Raw genomic sequence first — 23,282 nt, forward strand, 5'->3', positions numbered from 1 at the left:
CCACAGCTTCGGGTGCGGGCGGCCCGGTGGCCAGCGGTGCTCCTGGCGGGTTGTCGGGTGGTTCGGTTGCTGCTGGCCCGGCGGCCGGCGGCGGTGGGCCGGGGGCGACGAGTTTTGTGCCGGTGAGCCGGGGTGGAAATGCGCCGGAGCGTGTATCGCGGGACGTGTCGCTCTCTGATTTGGAGGTCGCTCGGGGAGTAGTTGCGGATCTGGCGGCCGCGTCGAGTGTGGTGCATCCCGGGTTGGATTGGGCGGTCGGCGTTGCCCGCGGGACGCAGGGGACACCGGAGTACTGGATCGCGTCCAACGAAGGCTCCGGTTGCTACATTCCGGCGGGCGTATACGTGCCGGCGTCGATGCCGGTATGTGGGGATCTCGATGACGGGCATTGGGCTGGCTGGTTCAACCCGGCCGAGACGGTGCTGCGCGCAATCGAGGCACATGGTTCTACGGTGTCGGCGATCGCCACGACATTCATGTCACGATCACGGCTGATCGACGAGGATCGCCCGCTGCTCAAGGATGTGGCGGTTGGCGTGGCGCCGGTCGGCGGTCCAGATGATGCCGAAGCGTCACGACCGTTGCAGAGCCGGTCACATCGGCTGGAAACGGTTGCGCCGGGCCTGTTTCAGGAGTTGTCGGCGGCGGATCCAGCCACCGTCGATGCCTATGCCCGTTATGTAACCGGGCAGGCCGTATTCAATGCCGGGCCGGAGCTGTCCAGCATGGCGCAGGCCGTGGCACGTGGGGTGGTCTCCGGGAAACATCCGGGCGATGAGGAATGGACGGCACTGCGGCAGGAGTACACCTCGGCGGTCTTGATGGCGGGATCTCAGCGCCCGGGATTGATGGGTATTCACGAGCCCCATCAATTGCTCACCTACCAGCGCGAGTTCGCCGTATGTCGGCGGCTGGAGGCAGTGGTGTGCTGGGAGCACGATTCGCCGGCTGACGTGGTGTACGCGGCCTGGCAGGCCGGTGTACAGGTGCCGTTCGACGTGCTTGAACGGGTGTAGCTGCGCGGCGGTCAGACAGTGGCGGAAGGCTTGTAAGCCCTGGGAGTTACGAACCACGATGTTCCAGCCCGACGCCTGCGGAGCCGTTCGGCCCAGTCGGGTAGGCGGTTGCCGGTCCTCATCAGCCATGGAAATGGCAGGACTCCGGCCAATGCTGGTGCGACGGCCTGGATCTGATACCAAACTTTCTCGTATTCATCGACGATGCTGCTCAGTTGGTCGCTGCGAGCAGCTCTGGCATCCCATGACATTGTGCGTTTGTCGTCGACACGACCGCCGCCCCACGCACGGCGATATTCACGGCGGTCGGATCTGAGAGCGGTGTCGAAATCTTCCCGTAGCTGGTGATACTGGCCGGCCAGGTCGAGCGCCCGGGCGAACTCTTCGCTAAATGGAGTGTTGGTCATGACAAACATCATGGTCAAACCCTCCGACACCTGTCAGAGTTCGAGGCCGTGGCTGCGTTGCTGTGTGCGGTCGAGGTCGTGGGCTCGGTGGTCGGTGGCGCGGTAGTGGTAGTTGGCGGTGAGTTGGTCGACGCGTTGGAGCAGCTGGCGGGCTTGGGCTTGATGTTCGGTGCCTGCCGATGATGCTGTGGTGCTGATGGTTTCGAGATGGGTTCGGGCCCGGTCGATTGCGGTGGGCGGCGCCTGGGCGGCGGTGAGTGTTTCGCCTTTGCCGAGGTGCTGGTGCCAGGGCAGGTGCGAGCGCAGGGTGTCGGTGAGCTCGCGGCTTGGCGGCGGCTGCCGGCGCTGCTGGGCGGTGGGTGTTGCCGAGGCCTCGGTGTGGGTGACCAGGAGCAGTTTGGTGCGGGTTTGATCAGCATGTTCGGTGAGCCAGCGCAGCTGCTCGGGCTGTAGGTGGTCGGCGTCGTCGATGACGATCAGGGTTGCTTCGGGCAGTTTCCATCGGCCGTCACCGAGGTTGTCGCGAGCCTCAACGGGGCTGGTGATGGTGTCGGCGTAGCGGTGTTGCGCGGCGTAGTGCTGGGCACGGTCGCTGGCGGGTATGGCCAGCACGCGACGCTCCCCCTGGTGGTTGCCGCGATGCGCAGCCTGCGCGAGAGCGTCGAGCACGCCGGCCTTGTCGGCCTCGGGTTCCAGATGCAAGGACTGGACGGTTTCCAGGCTGCCGGCGATCGCGATGAGCACCCGCCGGTGATCGTCGTCGAGCGGCTCCAGGGCCGTCTCGGGTACCTCGTAGCCGGCATTGGGGCTGCGGGCGCCGGCGGCTTCGAGGAACTCCACTTCGGTTTGGAGGGAGGGCAATTCGGTAGCCATGTCGTAGTCCTTGTCGGGGTGGGTGGCGAATGCTCGAGCGGCGGCGGCCTCGGCGCGGAAGAGCTGGTTGTCCAGCGTGGTGGCTTCGGCGCGGGCCTCACGCAGCGCCTGGGCGTCGGCGGTGAGGGCGACGTTGCGGCGCTGCTGGATATCTCGGTCGGTGACGATGCCCTCGGGCCCGCCGGCGGCATCGAGGAGCTCGGCGTAGGCGGCTTCGCGGTGCTGCTGGGCGTGTTCGACTGCTGCCTCGATGTCGGGGGTGTGCCGGGCGAGATAGTCGCGGGAGCTGCTGTAGAGGTCGACGAGGGCGGTGTTGCCGGCGGTTTGGGCGGCGTCGAGCTGGTGCGTGAGCTGGTCCAGGAGTCGGTGGTGGGTTTCGGCGCCGAGTTGGGCGCGGACCCAGTCGGCTTGGGCGTGGACGTAGGCATGCTGGTAGGGCCGTTGGTGCTGGTGGCGGGTGGTCAGGGCGGTGATGTCGGCGACCGCGGCTTGTTCAGCGGGTCCGGCGTTTTGGTGCAGGATGGCGTGCTCGAGCGCGCGGACACGTTGGCGGGCTTGGTCGCGGTGGTGTCGCAGCGCTGGGATGTCGACCGGCTCCCGAATTACCGGCTTGGGCGTCTGCTGGTTGTGCTCGACGTCAGTGGGGTCGTGGTCGAGTGTGACTGCGGTCGTGGGTACTTCGGAAAGTCGCCACCACAGCGCGGCGGCGGGCAGTTCGTCGGGCAGCGGCCCGTGTGCGGCCATCGCGGTGGCCAGCATTGCGGATACATCGGCACCGTCTTGGGCGGCGTCGTCGAGATAGGTGGCCAGCCGGGGCCAGTACGGATCGGAAAGAATGTGGGGATCAAGGGTGGCGACGAGGGGACGCCACCGTTGAGTGCTGTTGTGTTCCCGTGTGATCGCAGCGTCGACGTTGTCGTGGATGAGCTTTTGCACGGCAGCTGAGCGGTTGGCGTGCTGCCCGGGCCCGGTGAGCCGGGTGTCGGCGGCATCGACGTCGTGAGCGGCGCGGAACACCGCGATCTCGGCGGTAAGCCCGGGCTGTTGGGCGATGAGGCGTCGGGCCCAGGCCGGTGCGGTCGCTTGGGTCCATTGTTGGGCGGTGTCGCGGATCTGCGCGGCGCACTCGGTGACCCGTTGTGCGCGTGCGGTGAGGTATTGGCCCCACACGGGTTCCTCCCGCAGCACGGCGGGGATGGCGGGCAGCCAGCGCAGCGGACCCACCGTGCCCAGGCTGGTGCCGGCGGGCGTAGGTAGGCGCCAGTCGAGCACCGCGGCGACATCGACAGCATTGCCCAGAGGTTTGGCCGCGGCGTGCTGCAGCGCCTCGACGGGGTCGTGGCCATCGAGGGCGAGCAGGGCCAGGTTGCGCCGGAGCACTGGCCAGGCCTCGGCGTCGGTGATGTCGCTGGTGATCGCCGTGGCGGCCTGGTCGATGCGGGCCATGGCGTCTGGGCCGGCGAGGTGTTCTGCTCCGGTGGCCAGGGCGTCGGCGTACATGCTGGCCAGGCCGTGCAGCCGGACGAACGGGTCGGTTTCGGCGTGGGCGGCGGTGTGTGCGGACACCTGGCGGCCATCGCGGCGCAGGATCGCGGTGAGGATGTCGACCGCGGTGGGCTGCTGGGTGGCCTTGGGCGCCAGGATGCGGTGCGGGTCAGCTTCCGAGGTCGAGAAGTAGACGTGGTTTTCGTCTTTGGCGCGGGTCGCGGCGACGTAGAGCTGTTGGCGGGTGAGGTGATCAGTACCCACGATGTGGCAGGTGCCCTTGGTTTTCTGCGTGCCGGCGGTGAGGCCTTGGGCGGCGTGGATCGTCGAGGCGTAGCCGAGGGTGGTGTTGGCCGCGACGTAGTCCGCTGGCAGCCGAATCGTGCCCGTTTTCGGGTCGCTGCCGAGCCGGTAGGCGGTGACCGAGCCGTCGCGGTGGGCGGATTTGATGACCCAGCGGTGCCCGTTTTTGACCCACGTTCCGTTGCGCATCCGCAGCCCTCGGGCGTTTTTTCGGGTGATGATCCAGTCACCGGCCGAGGCGGTCAGCCCGTCGCTGAGCGTGACCGTCGCTGAGGGTTTGGGTGAGGTGCGGAGCCGGTCGAGTCGGGCGCGTTCGTTGAGTTGGGCGACCAGATCGTTGGTGGGCGCGAGCAGGACGCTGCGATGGCCGGCGGCGATGTCGTCGGCCCAACCTTGGTAGGCCATGTCGGCGGCGGTTTGGTCGGCTCCGACGTGCACACGGCCGTGGTCGATGTAGTAGGCGATGCCTGCGGGATCGCCGTCGCGGATAGCCAAACTGGCCGCGCTTTGGGCCGGGTCGCGGAACCGCACCACGGCCGACAACGTGAGTGTTTCGGGGCGCGAAGCGAGGTCGGTGATGACGCCGCCGGCCGAGATCGAGGTCAGCTGTTGATCGTCGGCGACCAGACACACTTTGGCGCCTTTGGCCTTGGCGTGGGTGATCATTTCGTCAAGGTCGAATGTCGATGCCATGCCGGCTTCGTCGACGATCAACAACGTGTCGGGACCGATGGCGTTGAACCATTTGCGGGCGGGATCTCGGCGCGCGGAGCGGTCGGGTTCAGTCCCGGCCAACTGCACGAACTTGGCCATGGTGTCGGTGGTGATGTGGGCGTCTTCGGCCAGAATTTCGGCGGCCGCCGCGGTCGGCGCCAGGCCGATGACGTTGCCGCCGCTGTTGGTCCAGGCGGCCGCCAATACGGACATGGCGGTGGTTTTTCCGGTGCCCGCCGGCGCTAACGCCAGTTGCAGCCGGGCCTCGGAGGTGGCCATCCCACGGACCAAGGCCTCCTGTCCGGCGTTGAGCTGCAAGCCATGTTGGGCGTGCGCTTGCAGCATCGCCAAACCGATGCTGGTGTCGTCGGCGACACGGCCGCCACCGAGGTCAGCAGTGTCCAGGATGCGGCGTTCGGCGGCCCGGATGGCTGCACTGGTGTAGACCGCCGAATCGTGGCGGGTGTAGACCGAGGCGCCATCGCGGCGGCGCAGCGCCACTGGCTCGTTCATCTCGGTATCGGCGTGGGTGCTTAGGGCGATGCTGCACTCGTCGAGTGCGGTCGTGACGATGCGGTCCAAGGCCTCGATGTCGCCCTGGCGGCCGACGTTGCGGAGCAGCCGATGTGCCTCGGCCCGTACGTGGTTGACCGTCCACGTCGACCGGTCGTGGGACACGGTTTTGATGACCGATTCGGCTTGTTCAGTGACCCATTCGCCAGTGATCGCCACCGGCCGCCGGCTGGCGCTGCGGCCGGTCACATCGGTGATCAACCGTGTCAGTTCGCGATGGCTGCCGAGCACCTCGACGGCCTCGGTCCGCCAGCTCTGCCGCTGCTCGCCACGACTTCGAGGCTCATGTTTGGCCTGCCGCGTTTCCAACGTGGCCTGCTGGGACAACGCCAGCATCTCCACCGCCGTGGGTTCACGGTGATGCTCGGCCTGGAAGTCCTTCGCCAGCTCGCCAACACGGTGCTGCACAGCAGCCCGGCGCGAGGACCAACATTCGATGAGCTCGACCGGTATTCCGTCGATTTCGCGCACCGGCCGCTTGCCCGTTTTGGTGCGGGTCTCGGCGAACTCGACACTCAGTGCGGCCATCAGATGAGCCTCAAGACGGGTGTTGTACAGCTCGGAGGCGGCGACGGCGGCCTTGTGCAATGGCTGACCGTCCAACGCCAACCACCGCGGCACGCCGTCAGCCCCGATGATCCGCACCTTGTTGCTGATCGCGACATGGGTGTGCAGGTTGGGATCCCCCGCGCGGGAGTCCCGGTGATCGAACGCGGCGGCGATGAAACCGGTGGTGTCGACCTGGGCGACACCGTTGGTTCCCGTGCGGGAAAACGCGGCGTGTTTCTCCAAGAAAGCCAGCGCGTCAGCGACCGCCTGATGATGCGCCGCTTCGATTTTCTCCGCGATGTCATGGGGTGCGATCGCCCACAGCGCCGACACCGATTTGACCGGGGTGAACGTCAAGTCATAGCCGGCCACCGCCTGGGTTTGTGCACGGGACTTGCGGGCCACAAACCCCGTGAGTTCACGCTCATCAGCCGGAGCGCGCCCGTAGGTTTCGGTGAACATTTCGCGACCGACCGCAGTGCGGATGCGGGCGCGTTCCTCGGGCTCCAACGATGCTTGGCGATCCCGACCGAGCGTGGTGTTGAAGTCCGCGTAGCCCTCGCGCAGACGCCGCATCCACTCGTTGTCGGTGCTGTTGACACGAAACGGCCGGCCCAGCCGGGCAGCGGCGATCGCCCCCTCCTGCCCGAGCCCGAACCCGGTGAGCCGCTCAGTAATTCGGTCGGCATTGGGGTGCAAGCCCTCACCGAACAGGGCCTTCATCTGGTCCTCGGTGACCTCCGAACCCTCCGGAACCGACCACAGTTCGGCGACCATCGGATCGGATGCGTCACGGCCTGCCGGCGCACCGAGCCCCTCCAGGCCGCTGCCCATCCAGCGCCCGGGCGATTCCCCCTTTTCCGAGTAGTAATCGGCCAGGCTCGGCTTGCCGCGGTGAGTGTCATCGGACGCCGCGACTTGGCGAATCAGGTACAGATACCCGTCGCCCGCACTCAGCTTGTGGAGTCCCATCACTGCGTCATCACCCGGGTCCGAGCCAAAGGCTGGCCGGGGAGTTATACGACAGCCGTTACCAATTCGTGACCTGAATGCAAGAGGTGTGATGTGCCGGTGGAGGGGTGAGTAGTGACGAAGGTGAGGAAGGGGCTGGGTGTAGCGGCAGTGGGGATGGCAGTAGTGCAGGTGGCAAACGGGGTAGAGGCAGGTAAAGGCGGGGCGAGAACGGTGTAGGGGAAGCGGGCAAATGAGTGTCGGGGGGAAACCGTAGGTTGGCGGCCATGGAGAAAGTCGGGAAAGCGTCGGTGTACTTGAGTGGTGACACACGAGCGGTCGAATATGACGACGTCGAGATCTATCCGAACGGCGTGCTGCGAGTCAGCAACCGCGCGTCACGAGACGTCGGGTGGCATGGGACCGCTGAAGGTGAGACCAAAGCTCAGTACTACGCGCCGCACGCCTGGTGGCGGGTAGAACCCGCCAAAATCAGGGATTACACGATCTGGGTCTCCGACGTGGACATGCAGCAGACCGACCCCAGATGGCGCCAACTTGCCACATGTGTGGGTCGCGCCGATGTGAATGAGCGCGCGCAGCAATACCTTCGAGAAACGTACGGTGATCGCGACAACCTAGAGGAAGTCGTCCGCTCGGCGTTCGAGAAGGACGGCGCGAAATTCGGTTCGAAAAAGGGTGACCGCACCGTGCACTTCGCCCACATGAAACTGCCGTAGCCATCTGACGCCCGACAGCTAGGTTTCAAGGCCACGGGCCCGGCGCACCGCGGCGGCAAGCTGGGCGGTCTGTCGCGCGGTTTCCTCGGTCCGCTTTCGCGCGGCATTGTGCGCGGCTTCCAGCGCGACGGCCCGAGCGGCGACTCGGCCGGTGCCGCCGGCGTTCGGACCGCGCGGCGTGAGCACGATGGCCTGCCGGGCCCTGGCCACCCGGGCGGCGGCAGCAGCGCGTTCTTCGGCCTCGCGGGCCTCGTCGGCCGCTGCTGGCCGATCATCGAGGTTCTCGGTGCCGTGCCAACCGAGAATCGCACCCAGCAACCCGATCGGCTTGTGCGGTGCACCGGGGATGGTCCGGCCGGTGATACCGAGCCAGTCGGTGATGAGCTGGTTGAGGTCGCGTGCTGTCCACCCGTGGCGTGCCGGGGCGGCCAGCAGCGCGGCCCAAGCGTCGGCAGAATGACGCTGCGCCCACGGCGGGGAGTGTCGATCGGCCCGCCACGATCTCGCCAGGGCCGACCCACTGGGGTCCGGGCTGGTGCGGCGCCTCGCGCCGCATCCACGGGAGCCCTTGGGCGAGCGCTTTTCGGTAGTGAGTTGAGGTAAAAGCGAGCTTTTACTAGATAAAAGAGACCCTCCGAGGTGGGGTGACATTTTGTGGATAACTCGTGCCAACCAGGTGGAATCGTGCAGCACCCACACTGAGGCCCAGCCGCGGCCGCGGTCACCGACCCGCCAGGAGGCCAGGCGTTCGGTCAGGGTGCGTTGGCGGCCGCGCAGGATCTCGGTGGCCACGCCCAACAGGATTAGGGCTTCGTTGCCGCGTTGGACCTGGCGCTCGGACAGGCCGGTGGCGGCAGCCAGCTGGGCGACGGTGGGCCGGCAGTTGCGGCCGGTGGCGTGATCGGCGTAGCGGGCCCGGGCCGCGGCGATCGTCAGGAGGGCTTTGCGGCCGATGCCGCCGTTGCTCATGCGTGGCCGAATCTGGTTGTAGTGGGCGGCGTAGGCGGTGGCAACGGTGATGTGCACCCAGTAGTCGGCGCCACCGGTCCAGCACGGCACACCCTTGTGGGCTCCCTCGGGCAGCTCCAGGTAGACCAGTTCGCTATCGAGCCAGACATGCTCGCGCGGGACGGGTTTTCGGGCCGCACGACGTCGCAGACGGGTGTTGGCTCGGGGCCGGGTACGGATGGCGCCGCGGCGCCGTTTCGTGCGGCTAGAGCCGTTGTAGGGGCGCCGGCCATGCTCGCCGATGTTGGCTGGCCTGGACGGCGATGATCCGCCGGCGGAGCACCCGCGCGCCGAGAGGTCACCAAGCGGCGCAGAACCGTCGTCGTAACGACGGAACATGCCGGCGACAATCACGCAGACACCGCACGGTCCAAGACTGCGGACGGTCGCACTGCAACTGCCGGAGTCAGCGGTGAATGTGAAACATCACGGCGCGCGTCATCTGGAATCAGATACAGGCATGCGCTACCGTGAGAGCTGTCCGTGAGCAAGACAGTTCCCTTCGGGGAATGGGTGCGGAGACCCAGAGCCGAGCGCCAACTCGACTCGAACCTCCACGACGTGGCCCCGCTAAGGCGGGGCCTTCGTCGTGTGGGAGAGGTTCTCCGTACCAGCTATTGAGATGTCACGTCTGTTCGGCTGTCACAGCAGACCGTCATGCCGAACCTCGAAGTCTCAGATCGCCAGCGGCAGAACCTCCTTCTCGAACCCTTTGTCGAGTTCTCGGACAAGGTGGGGAAAGCCCATGTGTCGGCAGATGATGTCGGCGAGGTAGGTGGATCGCTGCATGCCGAGCTGTTCATGGTCACGCTCAACGAGCGCCGCGATCGACAGCGGCAGACGGACTTTCGCGTGCGGGCCGATCGCATCATCGGCGGCGGCCGTTGTGGTGGGCTGAGATTCGAACAACAGCTGCTGCGGAAGGTGCCGCATCAAGTCAGGCCGGCCGTAGTGGAAGCACACGATGTCGGTCAGCAGAGCCGACCGGTCAACGCCGTGGTCGGCGGCGGCCGAGGTCGCGGCATTGAGCACGGTGACGGGAAGCGTTGCGGTCATGATGGCTCGTTCACCGAGCGATTTACGACCCCGAGTTGATCCAGCCATGCGGCCGATCCTGCCGGGGATATTTCTGGAAATAGTGCCGACACGCCGCTGTCCTGTGATGTTTTTGTGACAAGTGATGCACCAGAGGACGGGCCTACGCGGCTCGGCGATCCCTGTGAGTTTTTGCGGTCCAGCCACGCACGACCGCAACAAGGCCGCGCCGCTGGTGCGCCTCGCCATCGTTGGTGTCGTCGAGAACTTCGGCTAGGAGCGGGTCGATGGTCTCGCTTGCTTCCGAGATGAAGTGGGCGGCTTGAGCCATGTGCATCGCCGCCACGGTGAGGGGGGCGACCGCGTTATCAATGGCGGCGTCGTCCGCTGGGGTGACTGCAAGCGACTGGCCGACAGCAAGGCTCAGCCGGATCAAGGCTCGCGGCATGAGCTGGACGAGCACCTCGGTGGCGTCGAGGATGCCGTACGCCTCGTCGGCGGTCAGCGCGCGATCGAACAGCTGCGCCATCGATGTTGCGTCATTGAAAGCGCGGATGTTGGCTGTCGCGGCGGTGAGGAACTCATCAGGAGCAGTCACTCTTACAGAGTAACAAAGTCTGTAAGTTGGTAGGTAGGTCTGGATGCGCTGTTTTACAGGCCCATTGAATGGCGCAGTTCCGCTTCCGTGTGGCCGGCCAGATCGGCTTCACGCTGGAGCAACAAGTCAATGGCAACTCTGATGAGCGTGTTTTCGGTAATCCGCTCTCCTCTGCCAGCCCGGGCGCGGTTCAGGCTGCGACTGATGCCGCTAAGGCGGCCGTATTGGTCGGGTCGCAGCCGGGCCTCTTTGCGTTCGAGCTGGTCATATCGAACCCACTGCCCTGGCTGTGGTTCGTCCTGATCCTGGTCAGACATTGCGCAAAGTCACCCTTTTGGATATCCCTGGAAGTTCGGTACTACCAAACTAACAGACATCTTTTGCCTGTTGAGCAAGCCGAATGGGTGGCCAGGTGGCACCTCATCTTGAAAGACATTTTGTGCTCAGGAATGCACCCACCTGAGCTTTGACCCGTAGTGACACGCCGGCTCCGGAAGAGCTGTTTTGCAGTTTGTGGCTGGTTCGGGCGATTCCCTGGAGCGGTAACTCTTTGGGAGTTCGTCAATGTGGTGGCGGCGTTTCGTTGTGAGGGTTGGTGTTACGAGATGCACGCCTGGCCGTTGAGCGGGTGAAAGTGGCACGCATACTTGCCCGGAAGCGGTCGGTGCGTAGGCCAAAATTGGGGTGTGAGCAGGGTGCTGGGTTCGTGGAAAGCTCGGGTAGTAGGCGCGATTTGGCGTTAGTGGTTGGTGCTGGGGTCGCGACGTGTTTACGGTCCGAGTGAGATGAGCGAGCGAAAGGTGAAGTACGGAGCGGGTTTTGAAAAGACGATCGCCCCCGACAACAACCGTGGCAGGTCTCTCGGGGGCGATCGTGTCCAGTTCGAACGGCTAAGAACGAAGGAAAGGACATTTCTATGGTAAGTCGACCGAAGTCATGGCTGAGCGGTGATCGTCGAATTGTGGCGCTGTTGGTCACTGGGTGGGCGGCGGTTGCCGCGGTGATGGTGCTTCACGGGCCCGCCGGCGCGGTGTCGCTGGTTCCGATGGTGGTGACGCTGCATCGCCGTGGATAGATCATTTTTTTTCTGCGCGGGACTGCGAACCCTGTGGTTGTCAGTCCACCGTGCCAGGCCTTGTGACCTGTCCAGGAACGGCTGTCCGATATTGGTGGCCAGTCGTCGAACTCGCCGGCGCGGATGTGGTCGGTGCTCATTGGCGATAGGCGTCACGAATCCACCGGCTGGTAGGTCAGCTGGGTGGCATGTGGCCGTTTTCGTCAGGTCGGGGGACGTTCGCGGCGTCTAGGTAGGCGTTGATGGCCTCGTCGACGGTGTCGGTGAGTACGTAGCCGCGTCGGGTGATCCATTCGATGCGGGCCAGTGTGGCGACCTGCAGCTGGGTGGAGAACGGTCCTTTGGTTGCTCGGCGTCGTGGCTTGAGTTTCACGGAACCACTACTCCCCTGCTGCTCAGTTGTGTCGGGGTTGGCTTTAGGCGTTGGCGTTACGTCTTGTGGTTTCGGCGGTGTTGCTGGTGTGGGTGTCGGGTCGGCGGGTTCTTCTTCGCCGTGGATGCGTGCGGCTTGGGCGCGGCGCTCGGCACGCGACAACGGTCGTGTGGATTCCAGCTGCAGCCCGATGGACTTTCCTTCGCTCATGCCGCCACCTTCGCTCTTTTAGCCACTCGCTCGGCCACTTCCTGGTAGGCGATGGCCGCGGTGCACGTTGGTGCGTGTTCGTGGATCGGCATCCGCTTGTTCGCGGCTTCGACGACTCGCACTGTGTGCGGCACCTCGCCCAGGTAGGCGCCACCGCCGTCCCAGGCCCCCCAGTCGGATCGCAGCTGGTTGCGTACGTCTTTGCCGGCCTGGGGCCGGCCGTCGAAGTCGGCAAGCAGCACGTAGCGGATCTCGATGTCGGCGTTGAGTGTCTCTTGGACGTCGAGGATGGTGTTGGCCAGCTCGCGCATCGAGCTGACCTCGAATCCACCCGGTTTCAGTACCGCCATTACATCGTCGGATGCGGCCAGGGCGGCTGTTGTGAGCTCGCCGAGAGCCGGCGGGCAGTCGATCAGCACGAAGTCGTAGTCGTCTATGACGCTGTCGAGTTCGCGGGCCAGCCGGAGTTGCCCCCCCGAACCAAGGCCTGTGCGCTCGAGCTCGCGTAGCGCCATATGTGCGGGTACTACATCAACGCCGAACTCGCTGCGCTTGATGACGCTGCGCAACGGCACGCGCAATGCCCTGTCGGGGTGCAGCACTTCATATAGAGAGGCGTCGTCGGGACCGAGAGTGACCCTCAGGCACATCGTGCAGTGCGCCTGCTGGTCCATGTCGATCACCAAGACTCGATATCCCAGTTTCGCTAGGGCTGTGGCGACGTTGACCGCCGTGGTCGTTTTGGACACGCCACCCTTCTGCATCGCGATCGCCAAAACCCGGCCTCCGCCCAGCTTGGGCTGGGCAACCTCAGATGTCATACCAACAACTATACCTTCAACCATGCCTAACTAACATCATGTAGTGATACATGTATTTCTACATACATGTAGTCATGTATGTAGGTATGGCTTTGCACTGGGGAGAGGCCCAACCATCAAGGGGGTCGTTCGATCTGGGAAGACGGCAGTGGTTGGCGCTGACCTGGGGTTTGCACCCTCACCCTGTAGACCTTGCCGGGAGGCCTCGGAATGTGTGGATGCTCCGGATAGTCCGGCGTCCAGGGACGAAAGGACAACCCGGATGAAGCCTGGGGTTGTGGTGCTGTTGGCGGTTCTGCTGTTGGCGGCGATGGTGTCGGCCGGCTACATGGTGATGTGCGCGTACATCGCGACGGTCACCGGAAGCACGGCGGGGCTGGCCGACATTGGGAACGCCGCGGCGTTGACGGCTGGGTTCAGCGCGATGGCGGTGGTGATCAGGCTGGGCCATTGGTGGCGGTAGTGATTAGCCGGACCTCCGGCCCTCATCTCGGCGCGGATCCGGCGGTTCGTGCTGGTTGGGGCAGGGCCGGAGGATCGGAGGTGTCCGTGCAGGCGGGCAGTATCGGCGTGTCACGCACCGAGGGACCAAGGCGTACCAAAATGGGCTGGTCGTTGCGGGGGAGGGCGCGGAACCCGTACACTTATTTGCGTAGCCAGCCCATTGCGGTGGGTTTGGAAGTGAGCCACAGGATAACTCGCCGGACGACGAGGCCTGTGGCTCGCGGTTTTTCTAGGGTCAGATCGTGTGGAGTTCGACCGCGCCGCCGAGAGCATCGAGGTAGTCGGGGTTGCCGGTACGGGCCTGGACCACTGCTCCGCACACGATGTCTGCGGCCCACAGCGCCGGCTCGATGCGCCCGACTGCATGTTCGATGCGCAGCGTTGATTCAACGACGCGGCGAGACCGCAGCATTTGCAGAGTGGCGAGATCGCTGGCGTCGAGCTGGCCACGCGATTCGAACGTGATGGTTGAACACGGCATGTGCGCCAAGTGCGGTAGGAGAAACTCCATGCACTTTCGGCGATGGCGCCGGTCATCGGCGTCCCGATCGACGTGGACGACGACGAATCCGGTCACCGGGAGGTTAGAGACTGCCTGGATGAGTTCGCCGCGGCGTTCGTCGCTGCTGCCGTGCCAGTGAAGCTTGGGTTCGCCGATGCGCAGGCCTTCCATGGTCTTGCGCATATCGGCAATGTCGTCGTCTTCGCATAAAACGGCGGCAAGAAGGTAGGCGCCCGGGTCTAGGTCAGGGCGTGATCCGCTCTCGTCGGCCCAAGCTGTTAGCACGCGAAAAAGCGTATCCAGTGCCAATCAACCTCGGTGACGACACGCACTCCGATGTTCGAGGGTCACCGGCTGAGGAGATCCCGGAGCTTTTTGGCGCCTCGGTCGGATACGGACTGCGACGATAAAGCGTAGGAGGCGGCCTGGTCGGGGGTGAGTCGGCCACTATTGATGTGGTCGCTTAGATAGCGTCGGACTTGGGCTTTTTCATCTGGGCCGGTCCATCCGTTGCGGCCGCCGTAGAAGATCACCGAGTCGAGGTCTTTACGAGCGTCTGCCGGCACCTCGGACGTGGTGGTCTGGCCGGTCAATAGGTTGACGGCTGCCGCGCCAGCGGCCCATTCGGTCAGCGGCAGCTGGGAGCCCTCGACCACAGCAAGGGAGTAGCCACGTGCCAGGCCCATTGCCAAGTGCAGCGATTGTTCACCTGGCACGAAGGCTAGAACTGGACCTCGATCGAATCGGGTTCGGCTTTTGGGGGTGGTGTGACCGCCCGCTCGGATGATTTCGTCGAGGTCGGGATAACCCAAGCCCCCAGTCTTTTGCGCATTACTCACCACCATCGGTGGTAGTCCCTCGTCTTGGCTGCGTTCCCAGATCCAATCTGCGGCGAGAGCGATCGCTTCCTCCCACGGACGATCTTCGACATCATCGGGTACCCAAGCCGCAGCACGCAGATGAGTGGATGGGTGCAGGTCAGCGGTGGTCATAACTCAACTCCGGATTCATCACTGGGTTTGGCGAGATAGCGGTAAGCGGTAGCGCGGCCAATCCCGAAGGCTGCGGCGAGTTCTCGCACAGGTTCGCCGGTGGCGGCCAGGCGGCGTAGTTGTTCTTGGCGACCGGGACTGAGTTTGGGCGGCTTTGTGGCCGGCAGTTGTCGGTTGCGCCGGGATTCGCGGGATGCGGCTCGCCGCTCCTTGCCGAGTTCGAGTTCGAGCTCGGCGAGTGTGGCCATGATGGCGGCGACAGCGCGGCCGGTTGGTGTGCCGGTATCTACGCCTTCGCGTAAAGCTCGCAGCAGGATTTGACGTTCACCGAGCTGGGCGATGGTCCGGGTGACTTCGGCGACGGAGCGTCCGAGGCGGTCGATCGCGGCGACAACTACAAGGTCGCCGGCTCGGGCGTAATCCAGCATGGCGGCCAGGCCGGGCCGCTCGGTGCGTGCTGATCCGGAGAGTTTGTCGGTGAATACGCGATCGGCGTCGACGCCAGCCGCGGTGAGCGCCGCCAGTTGTGCATCGAGATCCTGACCGGTGGTGCTGACGCGGGCGTAGCCCAGGATCGCCGTCATCCGATGACTGTCTCATTGCCCACCGACAGTCGGGATAGGAGACGCGCGGTGTGAGACGGGAAATGAGACGCCACGACGTGGGGCGATGCAGCAGGGGAGTGGCAGCTTGGAGGCTGTCTCGGTTCTTTAGAAACGAGACCTTGGAGATCGGCTCACCCATCGCACCCTTGTCATACGCGTAATGTTGTATGACACTTAAGTCAACATTGTCATACAGTATTGCGCTAAGGAGGGTGGGCAATGGCCGTCTTGAATATCCGAGTAGACGATCAGGTCCGCGATGAACTCAAGGACATGGCTGACGCGGAGGGTGTCACCGTCAGCGAGTACGTTCGCGATCTGCTCATGGCCGCGCTCGTCCCTGGGTACGAGTCCAAAGAGGACCACGGCGACCTGCCGGCGCCGGAGACTATGCGGATTGCCGATCGGCAGGTGCTCTCACTGCTTCACCGCATCCTCGCGCGCGTGCTGCCCGAGGACAACGACGACGTGGACGGAGACGCCGGTTATCAGCTGGGGCGTGCGCGGGTGATCGAGGCGGGTTACACCGGGGAGTACTGGCGCGAAGTCGCCGGGTTCAGCCCCGAGCTGTCCAAGCGCGACTGCGGCCGCGTCCTAGACATCCTCGACATGTTCCGCATCATCACCTTCAGCATCCGGCGGCTGGAGAAGGACGGGACCACCGTCGACGAGGACCTCAAGTACAAGCTGGAGTTCCGGGGCTTCGACGGCAACGACGGACTCGAAAGCCACATGGCCCGCTACGTCGAGTTCCTCATGAGCGACGGCCGGTGGGCTGAACTGCACGAACAGTGGAACAGCAATGACGAGGGGAACTCCCACTCCCTGATGCTCGACACCTATATGCGCATGGTTGCCGAACACCGCCGCATCAAGGCCAGCCGCGACCGCGGATTCCACCGAGAGGACTACCTGCTGTCCATGGAGGAGCTGGAGCAGATCGCCGCGGCCCGGGTCCACCCGTCGAACCGCGCGTAGCTCGGCCGGTCAGCGTTGCCGTTGAGACAGAAGGCGCTTCGCGCCAGGGCTACGAACATGGCCGGCCGGAACCTGCCGGTTTTCCAACTTCGCTGAGGCTTCAGTTGCCCGGGCCGCGATCTTCTTGATCTCGGCCGGCCGGGAGCCACAGAAGATCCAGGTGAGGAATTGGCCGACCGGTGTGTACCACCGGCCTAGGGGGTCGATTGACTCGACGAAGTCCTCGAACGGTTCAGGTGTCCACTCTCCTTCGATGGTGTTTATCACGGCGACCTGGTCATCGACAGGGACATCCTCGTAATGAGGGTGCGGCGGTGGCAGACGAAACCACACGGCCTGTCTTGGCCGAGTCGGCCAGCGGGGGTCCATGTGAGTCAGTTCGGTGAGGTCGATGCCGCCGACGGGGCGCTCGTGTGTATCGATATAGCCGCCGAAGGGGTGGCTATAGGGCAGTTCGCCTCTGATGACTTCGATGTCGTGCGAGCGCTCCAGTGCCCCGATGGCGCGATGAAGGCTCACGCGCGCGCTTCGGGGAGTGTCTGGAGTGGCGAGACCCAGCAGATCGACGGTGTACCAACGCCAGCGAGCTCGCACGACATCGATGTCGAAGTCTGGAGATAGAAACGCGGAAATCTCTTCACCCCAGGGCCCTGGAAAGCGGTCAAGCCGTCCCTGAGCCGTCAGTGCGGCAAGAATTGTGCGCTGCAAGTTCCCCGGCCCCCGTGACACGGGAAATCATTCTAATTAAGTGTTGCCGGACCCTGGATAAGTGTTGCCCATCAGCCCGGCGGCAACGTAGCCCAAGGGACAATTAGAGGAAGACGAAGGACAGAGCTGCCCCCAAAATCCGTGGTCGCGGTTGGGGGCAGCCCCACGTCCATACGTGTGATTGCCTAATCAAGCTAAGGACATTATGAGGATAAACCCTTCTACCCGTCAAAAGAACCGTTTTTCAGTGGGGAGTCAGCGGTGACGGCCGCGGTGCCTCTGGGGGAGGATCCGATGCCGAAGGAACTGTCCTGCGAGGACCTCGCGGATGAGCGGCCCGTGGTGGTGACGAAGTTCCCTGAAACGCGGTCGCGGCCGCCGTGGCAGTTTTTGCTCGACGACATCGAGTCCAAGCTGCAGGAGCTGCGGATGGCAGTGGAGAGCATCCTGGCAGCAGTTTTGCCCTTCCTGCACTCGACCGCCGAAGATCCTTGCTGGACCTGCGATGACGCGGCTGATCCCGGTGAGGTCAAAGTCACCGTGTTACCCGACAAGTAGCGACAAGTAGATGGTCCGCTGCCAGGTGAAAGAGAGCGAGACCTCGCCAGATTGGCGAGGTCTCGCTCTGTCTATGCCGGGTGCCGGAGGTGTGCTCAGCCTTTACAGCTGAGCACCGTTAGTAACTGAACACGACACGCTCAGTCTCTTTCCCGTCTCGGACAAGAATGTGCTTGCCTTCTTCTTGAGCCTTGGCGATGAAGTCTCCGACTCCGATCAAGCGTCGGACCGCCTCGGTGACGGTCAGTCCGTGCTTGTCTGCGTAGGTCTTGAGCGCCGTAGCCGTCTGGCTGTTGATGTTTACATTCAGACGGGTCTGTGGCGCATCGGCCGAATCCTGCTTGGACTCTGGCCGGCGATTCTTCGACTCGGTGCTGATAGGCGCTTTTGTGTTGCTCATTTTACTGACATCCCTTTTTCTTTTCTCCGAGCTAGATCTCGGATTGGTGTGGTCCTAGGGAAGGGGGCGGTGCGGAGTTGCTGAGGCATGCGCACATCCTGTAAGCCCGCGTGCGCGCATTCCCGTGCAACGAAAGGGGGTGCACACGGCATGTGCACACACACTCTCAGTGTTTGACGCCTGATAGTTCAGGCCTAGTCCCGGCATGGACAGTCAAAAACGATCAAGGGTTGCTCGCCGACATCAGCGTCGGCGAGAAGGCCTGGAGGTTGTGCGGCAGGGGGCCGCGGCTGGCGGGAGCGGCGGCAGCCGGCCGCCTATGACGATCAAGATGACCATCAGGAACGTGGGGGGCTTTCCACACTGCTCGTGTCGAAGGGTCCATGACCATCTCCGCCTCCTACTTGGCTTACAAGTCACGGGTGGGAGGAACCTCCCCGACATCACAAGTCCCAAAACCTTCCCGCAACTCTCACTTTGTACGTGATATGACACGTACGGTAGCACATTTTACGCAATCCGTAAACATCGGTTGTTGATGTTATGCGCATGATCTGTGTATCACGTCAGCAACGCTTGCGCATCATTCGTGTATGATTGCCTTCGAAACGTCCGCGGTTGGGCGGTTTGTAGATGTGCCCCTTCAGACGAGCAGGGAGGCAGACGTGGCAGCGGACGGCGACGACCAGCAGGATCCGGCGGAGAACGGTCCAGAGAACGGTCCGAACAGCACTATCCCGATTCCAGAAGAACCTCCCCCTGTGGAGGGACAGCCCATCCTCAGCGACGCCGGCACTGGCGTTCTGCCCGATGCCTCGACTAGCCCGGTGAGGGCCTCGCAGCAATCGGTACCCAAGCACCGATTCCGTTGGTGGGCGTTGGGCATCATCGCAACGTTATGCCTGTTGACGGGGACCGGGACGCTTCTGACCGCAGCTCTGTCGACTCATGACGGGGCAACCCAAGTCGCCAGCGATATCGCCAAGACAGCAATTCCCACATTGCTCACGCTGCTCGGCACAGCCACAGCGTGGGCCTTCAAAAGTGAGGACTGATGAACAGCTACCCGGCAGACGAAGCCACCAAGATCATCACCGGCTGCAGCGAAGTCATCTTCGAGATGGACAGCGCCAACCACTTGGATGTACGCGTAGACCGCTACCCAGCCACATCAGGACCGTCTGGAGCGGACGCAGCCACCGATGAGGTCGGTGACCGCACCCTCTGCGCCAGCGACAAGCGCCGTTGGCTGTCCCGCTGGTTCCAAAAGCGCCGCGGCTAAACAACTACCAACACGTTCTCGACGTTCTCGACAAATGAATAGGTGCCACCAGTCTGCTGCCGGGATACAGGGCAACAGGCTGGTTTTTCTGTGCGCCCGTTCAGATCAGCCCGACAGTCGACCGTGTGGGATCCGTGCGAAAGAAATCGCCCGTATTGGTTGGCTTAAGCGACAGTTTGGGGGTTGGGGTAGGAGAGAATAGGTTCCATGCCCGGCCACCAAGGATGGAGGGGCATCGGAGTGTCGGATGAGCTCGTAAACGGGCGAGGCCGATAAGCAGTAGCGTCATGACCGGATCTGCGCGCCCGCGCAGACAACGAAGGGAAGGGAGTTCGATTAGGGCTACAGACGGGCAGTGAAGCCTCCCGTTCCTCTTGCCGCGGTCTTGGTGTGTAACGACGTCGGCACATCAGGAGTGTCGAGTTTTACAGCGACAAGTGGGAAAGGAAGTGCGGATGTCCTGTCAGCAGCCGGAACGACGGAGATCGGAGAAGCTCGCGCTATGGGTAGCAGCTGCAGCGCAAGTGATCCGGCTCCTATGGGAGGCCGTTTCTGACGGTCGCCTATAGCAAGGAATCGGGAGTCGGGGCTCACAGGCCCCGGCTCCCGTTTTCGGTTCGGACCGAGTTGAGCCTGCTCTCATCGTGGTCCGATACACCCGCGGCGGTGTATACCTGCCACCGCTGACTGGTTGATAACTCCAGTTCAGTAATGTTTTTCTTGTCGATGCGCCGATCACGGAGCGCAGGGCTTACCCTTGAGACGAGGCACCTCCTATAACTGTTATTGGAGTCCTGTCTCCTGCTATAGGCGATCATCAGAAATGGTGATCCACCAGGAGAGCCGGCCAGGCTCAACATGCGGGCTGCTACCCCGCGAGCCACTGGCCGGCTCTTTGTTTTCCGCAGCAGCCATCCGAGTCTTCCGCCACGGGAATACCGGTACAGGTAAGTACCGGTACAGCGGTACTTACCTGTACCGACGTGGGGTTTTGGGGGCCATCCCCTTTCCTTTTAGGTGGCGCATAAGCGGGTAGGCGGCAATAGGCTGAGGTCATGGGTGGTGAAGAAGCTGCTGAGCTTGAGGTGTGGGAGCCATGGGTTATGGCGGTGTTCAAATTGGAAGCGATGCAGCGGCAGGCCGCCACGCCGCCGCGCCCCCTGGTGAAGCGTGTCCCTTTGGTAGGCAGCGGGCCGGATCCTGTTGGACGGTCGATTGCCGGGTTCGAAGCTGCGGTCAGTGCAGTGTTGCAACTCGATCACCTGGCGGCGGTACGCGACTGGGATAGCTGGCGTCCACGTGTGGCGACGATCGCCGCGACAGTGAGCTCCATTGGGGAGGCCTCTGTTGCTCATCGGCCTGACATCCAGGCAGAGATCGACGCGCTGCGGGTTGAGGAGCATAGGGCCTATCGTCGCTCGAACCACGTAGGGACCGTGATCTCCTCAGCGAGTCGCCGCATCTACGAGGTGGCGAGCCGCCGCCGTGAGCGGGAGAGGGAGATTACGGCCGCAATCCACCCTGCGTCCCTAGCGTCGTCCGCCAGTTTGGACGACATCTCATCCGCCTCAAAAGCCTTCTTGGGACAGCGAGCGGTAATAACGGAGACTGCTGTTGCACAGGTGAATTCGCAAATTCGGCGCGTGCTGGATCTCACGGATGAGACACAGCGGATGAGTGTCGTCGAGTGGCTGAGTATGTGCGAGTCGCAGAGTCATGAAATGGAGGGGGAAAGCTGATGGTGGCCAACGTGTTCGGGATGGATCCGGAGGGCACCCGGTCTGGGCTGGGCGCTGCGGGTCTGGCGGCGCAAGCGGGTGTAGTGGCCGGCGCATCGGCGCTGCCGGTCGGTGAGTGCACCGCTCCTTACACTGCGGCTGGCCAGGGCTTGTTGTCGGCGTTGGAGGCGGAGGCCGCTGCATTGGTGGAGTTTGGCCTGGTTACCAGCGCCGCGAGTGTGACGACAGTGGAGACGGTCGAAAACCAGAACGCCGGGGAACTGGGTACGTAGGAAAAAGGGGGGAGCAGAAAGATGGGTTCGCCGTGGTCACCGTCAGGTGAGTCAACGCCACCGTCTGCGCAACCACTACCGGTCAGTGGTGGGCAACATATGTCACCGGCAGAAGGCTTCCCGCCGCCACCGCCACCACCGGTGCGGCGGTGGCGGCTTATCGGGGTGGTTAGCGCACTTCTCGTGATCGCGATCGCGGCGACCGCCGCCATTACGTACGCGTTGAACCACGGCGCTGACAGCCGGCCAACACCTTCTGCTGAACCAACGCTCACAGGCCCGAACGCCAGCTCTGCACCGACACCGACGTACAGCCCGTCAGAGCAAGCTGCTGCGAAGGCCAAGTTGTGCCACGTGTTTGAGGTGTCGGTGCGAGGCCAAGAGGGCCAGGGCGGGATTGTCATGAACGGCGAGCCGAATGTTCCGCTCATCTTACGCACTGTAAATTCTGTTGTGGCCGTGCAGAATACGACGTCACCGGCAATACCGGAATCATTGATGACGGCAGTCCAGAAGTACGTGGAGACCTCTACAAATCTCACCACAGCCGCCCTTGGTAAAACCCCAATCGACGAGCTCACCCGCCTGACCGAAGCAAATAACGGCGCCACGTATGCGCTGGCCGACGAGTGTGGGGTGCCGCGCTGATGGCTGCTGTGAATCGTCCGATGCCATTGCCGAATCCAGATGAACCACCGCGGTGGGAGGATCGGCATCGCTGGATCGCGCATCAGTTGGTGCGCCAGGTGGAGGCTGCGCGGCCGGCGCCGGATTGTTTCGTACCGCGCAAGGGGATGCCGCTGGGGCAGGACATTCAGTTGACGCCGGGCGCCTACACCTATGCGTTGATCGCGCCGGGGGAGTGGCCGACGGATTCGGAGACCGAGTTGGAAGCCGCAGGAGAGGAGTTGACGGCACATAGCCGTCGCACCGAAAACGCCGCTGTTGAGTCGTATCGGCTGTCCACGGCGGTGTTTAACGACTCCTATACCGCGGGGGAGGGTGCGGAGGCGGCGGCCGCTCACTACGAGAAGCAGCATGCGGCGTTGCTGCGGCTGTCCCAGGCGCAAGCGGCTGTCGGCACTGGTTTCACCACGTTGGGCGGCGATGTGCGGACGATCAAGCGGTTGATCCGTGACGAGCATGACACAGCGCACGCCGAGATTGAGCGGACGCTGCGTGCGCAGGCGACGACGTTGGGCGGGCCGGTAGGTGTGGTGGCGATCGTCGCCAAACACCGGCCGCTGATCGCTGGTTTGTCGGCGGAGCTTCGCGGCCATGTGGCAACGCAAACCGGTGCGCTCTTAAAGGAATTCCCGGAAACTCCAGCGTTCGATGGTGATCCACGCAAGGGCACAGGAATCGGCAAAGACCTACCAACTGACGGCTCTTCTGGGAAGAAAGACGATCTCAATCCTCCCGGAACCGGCACCAAAAAGGACTTACCAACGGGTGGCCAGAGCCCAGCTGGGAGCACACAAAACGGAAACGGGATCGGGAAAGCGCTGCCCTCTGCGGGGATCACGTCCCCGGCCTCCCCGTCGCCTTCTCCTGGGCGTCCGTCGTTACCGTCTATGCCAACAGGCGGCGGTAGCGGCTCGTCACCGCTGAGCGGTGCCGCCAGCGGTGGTATGGGTGGGCCGTTGTCGGGGCTGCTGGGTGGTGGCCCTAGCAGTGTGGCTGGCGGCGTGGGCAATCCTGCGTCTTCGGTGCAGGGGCAGGCTGCGCGGGCGATGCAGGCCTCTATGGGCGGTGAGTTCGGGCGTGGGCTGGCAGCGGGGGCGAATGCAGCTGGTGCGATGCCGTTTTCACCAACATCGCAGCCTGTTCCGCAGGCGCCGCCATCGCCGTTGGCGGCCCCGATGGGGGGTTCTGCGCCGTCTGTGGCGGCGCCGGCTACAACGAGTGCACCGATCGCGCCTGCCGGTCCACCGCCGGCCGCCATGGGTGGTTCGGTTGGCACACCGGCCGCGGGCGGGCCTAGTGGCGGGCTGACCCCGTATGGGTCTGT

At 63.8% G+C, this 23,282-nt stretch carries 23 protein-coding genes; 11 read left to right on the plus strand and 12 right to left on the minus strand.

Translation table 11 applies throughout. The features are described 5' to 3' along the window. Positions 1-164: 164 nt before the first annotated feature. The gene (locus tag K6L26_RS31450) at positions 165-1,016 is read left to right on the plus strand and encodes a chemotaxis protein (protein ID WP_221853676.1); all 852 of its coding nucleotides are present in this window, start codon (positions 165-167) and stop codon (positions 1,014-1,016) included. 11 nt (positions 1,017-1,027) lie between these two features. Here the strand turns inward: K6L26_RS31450 and K6L26_RS31455 are convergent, their stop codons facing one another. Beyond that, on the minus strand, positions 1,028-1,423 hold the full coding sequence (locus tag K6L26_RS31455) for a hypothetical protein (RefSeq protein WP_221853677.1): 396 nt from the start codon (positions 1,421-1,423) through the stop codon (positions 1,028-1,030). Between the two features lie 33 nt (positions 1,424-1,456). After that, the gene (mobF, locus tag K6L26_RS31460) at positions 1,457-6,892 is read right to left on the minus strand and encodes a MobF family relaxase (RefSeq protein WP_221853678.1); all 5,436 of its coding nucleotides are present in this window, start codon (positions 6,890-6,892) and stop codon (positions 1,457-1,459) included. A 266-nt stretch (positions 6,893-7,158) separates the two neighbouring features. On the opposite strand from mobF, the gene K6L26_RS31465 reads away from it, so the two are divergent. Continuing rightward, positions 7,159-7,611: a hypothetical protein gene (locus K6L26_RS31465; protein ID WP_221853679.1), complete on the plus strand. Its 453-nt coding sequence runs from the start codon at positions 7,159-7,161 to the stop codon at positions 7,609-7,611. Positions 7,612-7,629: 18 nt separating this feature from the next. Here the strand turns inward: K6L26_RS31465 and K6L26_RS31470 are convergent, their stop codons facing one another. The 3 genes from K6L26_RS31470 to K6L26_RS31480 form a co-directional block, all read right to left on the minus strand. After that, positions 7,630-8,973: a helix-turn-helix domain-containing protein gene (locus K6L26_RS31470; RefSeq protein ID WP_245008818.1), complete on the minus strand. Its 1,344-nt coding sequence runs from the start codon at positions 8,971-8,973 to the stop codon at positions 7,630-7,632. Positions 8,974-9,294: 321 nt separating this feature from the next. Continuing rightward, positions 9,295-9,675, minus strand: a complete 381-nt coding sequence (locus K6L26_RS31475) for a hypothetical protein (protein WP_221853680.1) — start codon at positions 9,673-9,675, stop codon at positions 9,295-9,297. A gap of 142 nt (positions 9,676-9,817) precedes the next feature. Continuing rightward, positions 9,818-10,252: a hypothetical protein gene (locus K6L26_RS31480; RefSeq protein WP_221853681.1), complete on the minus strand. Its 435-nt coding sequence runs from the start codon at positions 10,250-10,252 to the stop codon at positions 9,818-9,820. Between the two features lie 68 nt (positions 10,253-10,320). Here K6L26_RS31480 and K6L26_RS31485 point away from each other — a divergent pair, with 68 nt between their 5' ends. Then, entirely contained in the window at positions 10,321-10,722 is a 402-nt protein-coding gene (locus K6L26_RS31485; RefSeq protein WP_221853682.1) for a hypothetical protein, read from the plus strand. A 780-nt stretch (positions 10,723-11,502) separates the two neighbouring features. On the opposite strand, the gene K6L26_RS31490 is transcribed toward K6L26_RS31485, so the two are convergent. Continuing rightward, positions 11,503-11,910 carry a hypothetical protein gene (locus K6L26_RS31490; protein ID WP_221853683.1) on the minus strand — a complete coding sequence of 136 codons (408 nt, stop codon included), beginning with the start codon at positions 11,908-11,910 and terminating at the stop codon, positions 11,503-11,505. Then, a complete protein-coding gene (locus tag K6L26_RS31495) occupies positions 11,907-12,731 on the minus strand; it encodes a ParA family protein (RefSeq protein ID WP_221853667.1) in 825 nt (274 codons plus the stop codon). The genes K6L26_RS31490 and K6L26_RS31495 overlap by 4 nt, the downstream gene beginning before the upstream one ends. 262 nt (positions 12,732-12,993) lie before the next feature. Between K6L26_RS31495 and K6L26_RS31500 the strand changes: the two genes are divergently transcribed. Further along, positions 12,994-13,194 (plus strand): hypothetical protein, encoded by a 201-nt coding sequence (locus K6L26_RS31500; protein ID WP_044524922.1) that lies wholly within the window; start codon positions 12,994-12,996, stop codon positions 13,192-13,194. Between the two features lie 276 nt (positions 13,195-13,470). Here the strand turns inward: K6L26_RS31500 and K6L26_RS31505 are convergent, their stop codons facing one another. The 3 genes from K6L26_RS31505 to K6L26_RS31515 all read right to left on the minus strand — a co-directional run bounded on the left by K6L26_RS31505 (position 13,471) and on the right by K6L26_RS31515 (position 15,313). Beyond that, the gene (locus tag K6L26_RS31505) at positions 13,471-14,022 is read right to left on the minus strand and encodes a hypothetical protein (protein WP_069426293.1); all 552 of its coding nucleotides are present in this window, start codon (positions 14,020-14,022) and stop codon (positions 13,471-13,473) included. Positions 14,023-14,084: 62 nt separating this feature from the next. Then, positions 14,085-14,729, minus strand: a complete 645-nt coding sequence (locus tag K6L26_RS31510) for a hypothetical protein (protein ID WP_221853668.1) — start codon at positions 14,727-14,729, stop codon at positions 14,085-14,087. Next, positions 14,726-15,313 (minus strand): recombinase family protein, encoded by a 588-nt coding sequence (locus K6L26_RS31515; protein WP_069426294.1) that lies wholly within the window; start codon positions 15,311-15,313, stop codon positions 14,726-14,728. Before K6L26_RS31515 ends, K6L26_RS31510 begins: the two co-directional genes overlap by 4 nt. Before the next feature lie 240 nt (positions 15,314-15,553). Between K6L26_RS31515 and K6L26_RS31520 the strand changes: the two genes are divergently transcribed. After that, the gene (locus K6L26_RS31520) at positions 15,554-16,312 is read left to right on the plus strand and encodes a YfbU family protein (RefSeq protein ID WP_221853669.1); all 759 of its coding nucleotides are present in this window, start codon (positions 15,554-15,556) and stop codon (positions 16,310-16,312) included. A 9-nt stretch (positions 16,313-16,321) separates the two neighbouring features. Here the strand turns inward: K6L26_RS31520 and K6L26_RS31525 are convergent, their stop codons facing one another. After that, the gene (locus K6L26_RS31525; protein ID WP_221853685.1) at positions 16,322-17,020 is read right to left on the minus strand and encodes a hypothetical protein; all 699 of its coding nucleotides are present in this window, start codon (positions 17,018-17,020) and stop codon (positions 16,322-16,324) included. A gap of 261 nt (positions 17,021-17,281) precedes the next feature. Between K6L26_RS31525 and K6L26_RS31530 the strand changes: the two genes are divergently transcribed. Next, positions 17,282-17,578 carry a hypothetical protein gene (locus tag K6L26_RS31530; RefSeq protein WP_221853670.1) on the plus strand — a complete coding sequence of 99 codons (297 nt, stop codon included), beginning with the start codon at positions 17,282-17,284 and terminating at the stop codon, positions 17,576-17,578. Positions 17,579-17,696: 118 nt separating this feature from the next. Here the strand turns inward: K6L26_RS31530 and K6L26_RS31535 are convergent, their stop codons facing one another. Continuing rightward, positions 17,697-17,978: a hypothetical protein gene (locus K6L26_RS31535; RefSeq protein WP_049925660.1), complete on the minus strand. Its 282-nt coding sequence runs from the start codon at positions 17,976-17,978 to the stop codon at positions 17,697-17,699. Positions 17,979-18,571: 593 nt separating this feature from the next. On the opposite strand from K6L26_RS31535, the gene K6L26_RS31540 reads away from it, so the two are divergent. From K6L26_RS31540 to K6L26_RS31560, 5 genes are all read left to right on the plus strand, one after another. After that, positions 18,572-19,033 carry a hypothetical protein gene (locus tag K6L26_RS31540; RefSeq protein ID WP_221853671.1) on the plus strand — a complete coding sequence of 154 codons (462 nt, stop codon included), beginning with the start codon at positions 18,572-18,574 and terminating at the stop codon, positions 19,031-19,033. After that, positions 19,033-19,260 (plus strand): hypothetical protein, encoded by a 228-nt coding sequence (locus K6L26_RS31545; RefSeq protein ID WP_221853672.1) that lies wholly within the window; start codon positions 19,033-19,035, stop codon positions 19,258-19,260. Before K6L26_RS31540 ends, K6L26_RS31545 begins: the two co-directional genes overlap by 1 nt. A gap of 1,055 nt (positions 19,261-20,315) precedes the next feature. Beyond that, on the plus strand, positions 20,316-20,999 hold the full coding sequence (locus K6L26_RS31550; RefSeq protein ID WP_221853673.1) for a hypothetical protein: 684 nt from the start codon (positions 20,316-20,318) through the stop codon (positions 20,997-20,999). After that, a complete protein-coding gene (locus K6L26_RS31555; RefSeq protein ID WP_221853674.1) occupies positions 20,999-21,271 on the plus strand; it encodes a hypothetical protein in 273 nt (90 codons plus the stop codon). The genes K6L26_RS31550 and K6L26_RS31555 overlap by 1 nt, the downstream gene beginning before the upstream one ends. A gap of 183 nt (positions 21,272-21,454) precedes the next feature. Further along, on the plus strand, positions 21,455-21,919 hold the full coding sequence (locus K6L26_RS31560; RefSeq protein WP_221853675.1) for a hypothetical protein: 465 nt from the start codon (positions 21,455-21,457) through the stop codon (positions 21,917-21,919). Positions 21,920-23,282: the final 1,363 nt, after the last annotated feature.

Source organism: Mycobacterium farcinogenes, from assembly GCF_019739075.1.
Taxonomy (GTDB): Bacteria; Actinomycetota; Actinomycetes; order Mycobacteriales; family Mycobacteriaceae; genus Mycobacterium; species Mycobacterium senegalense.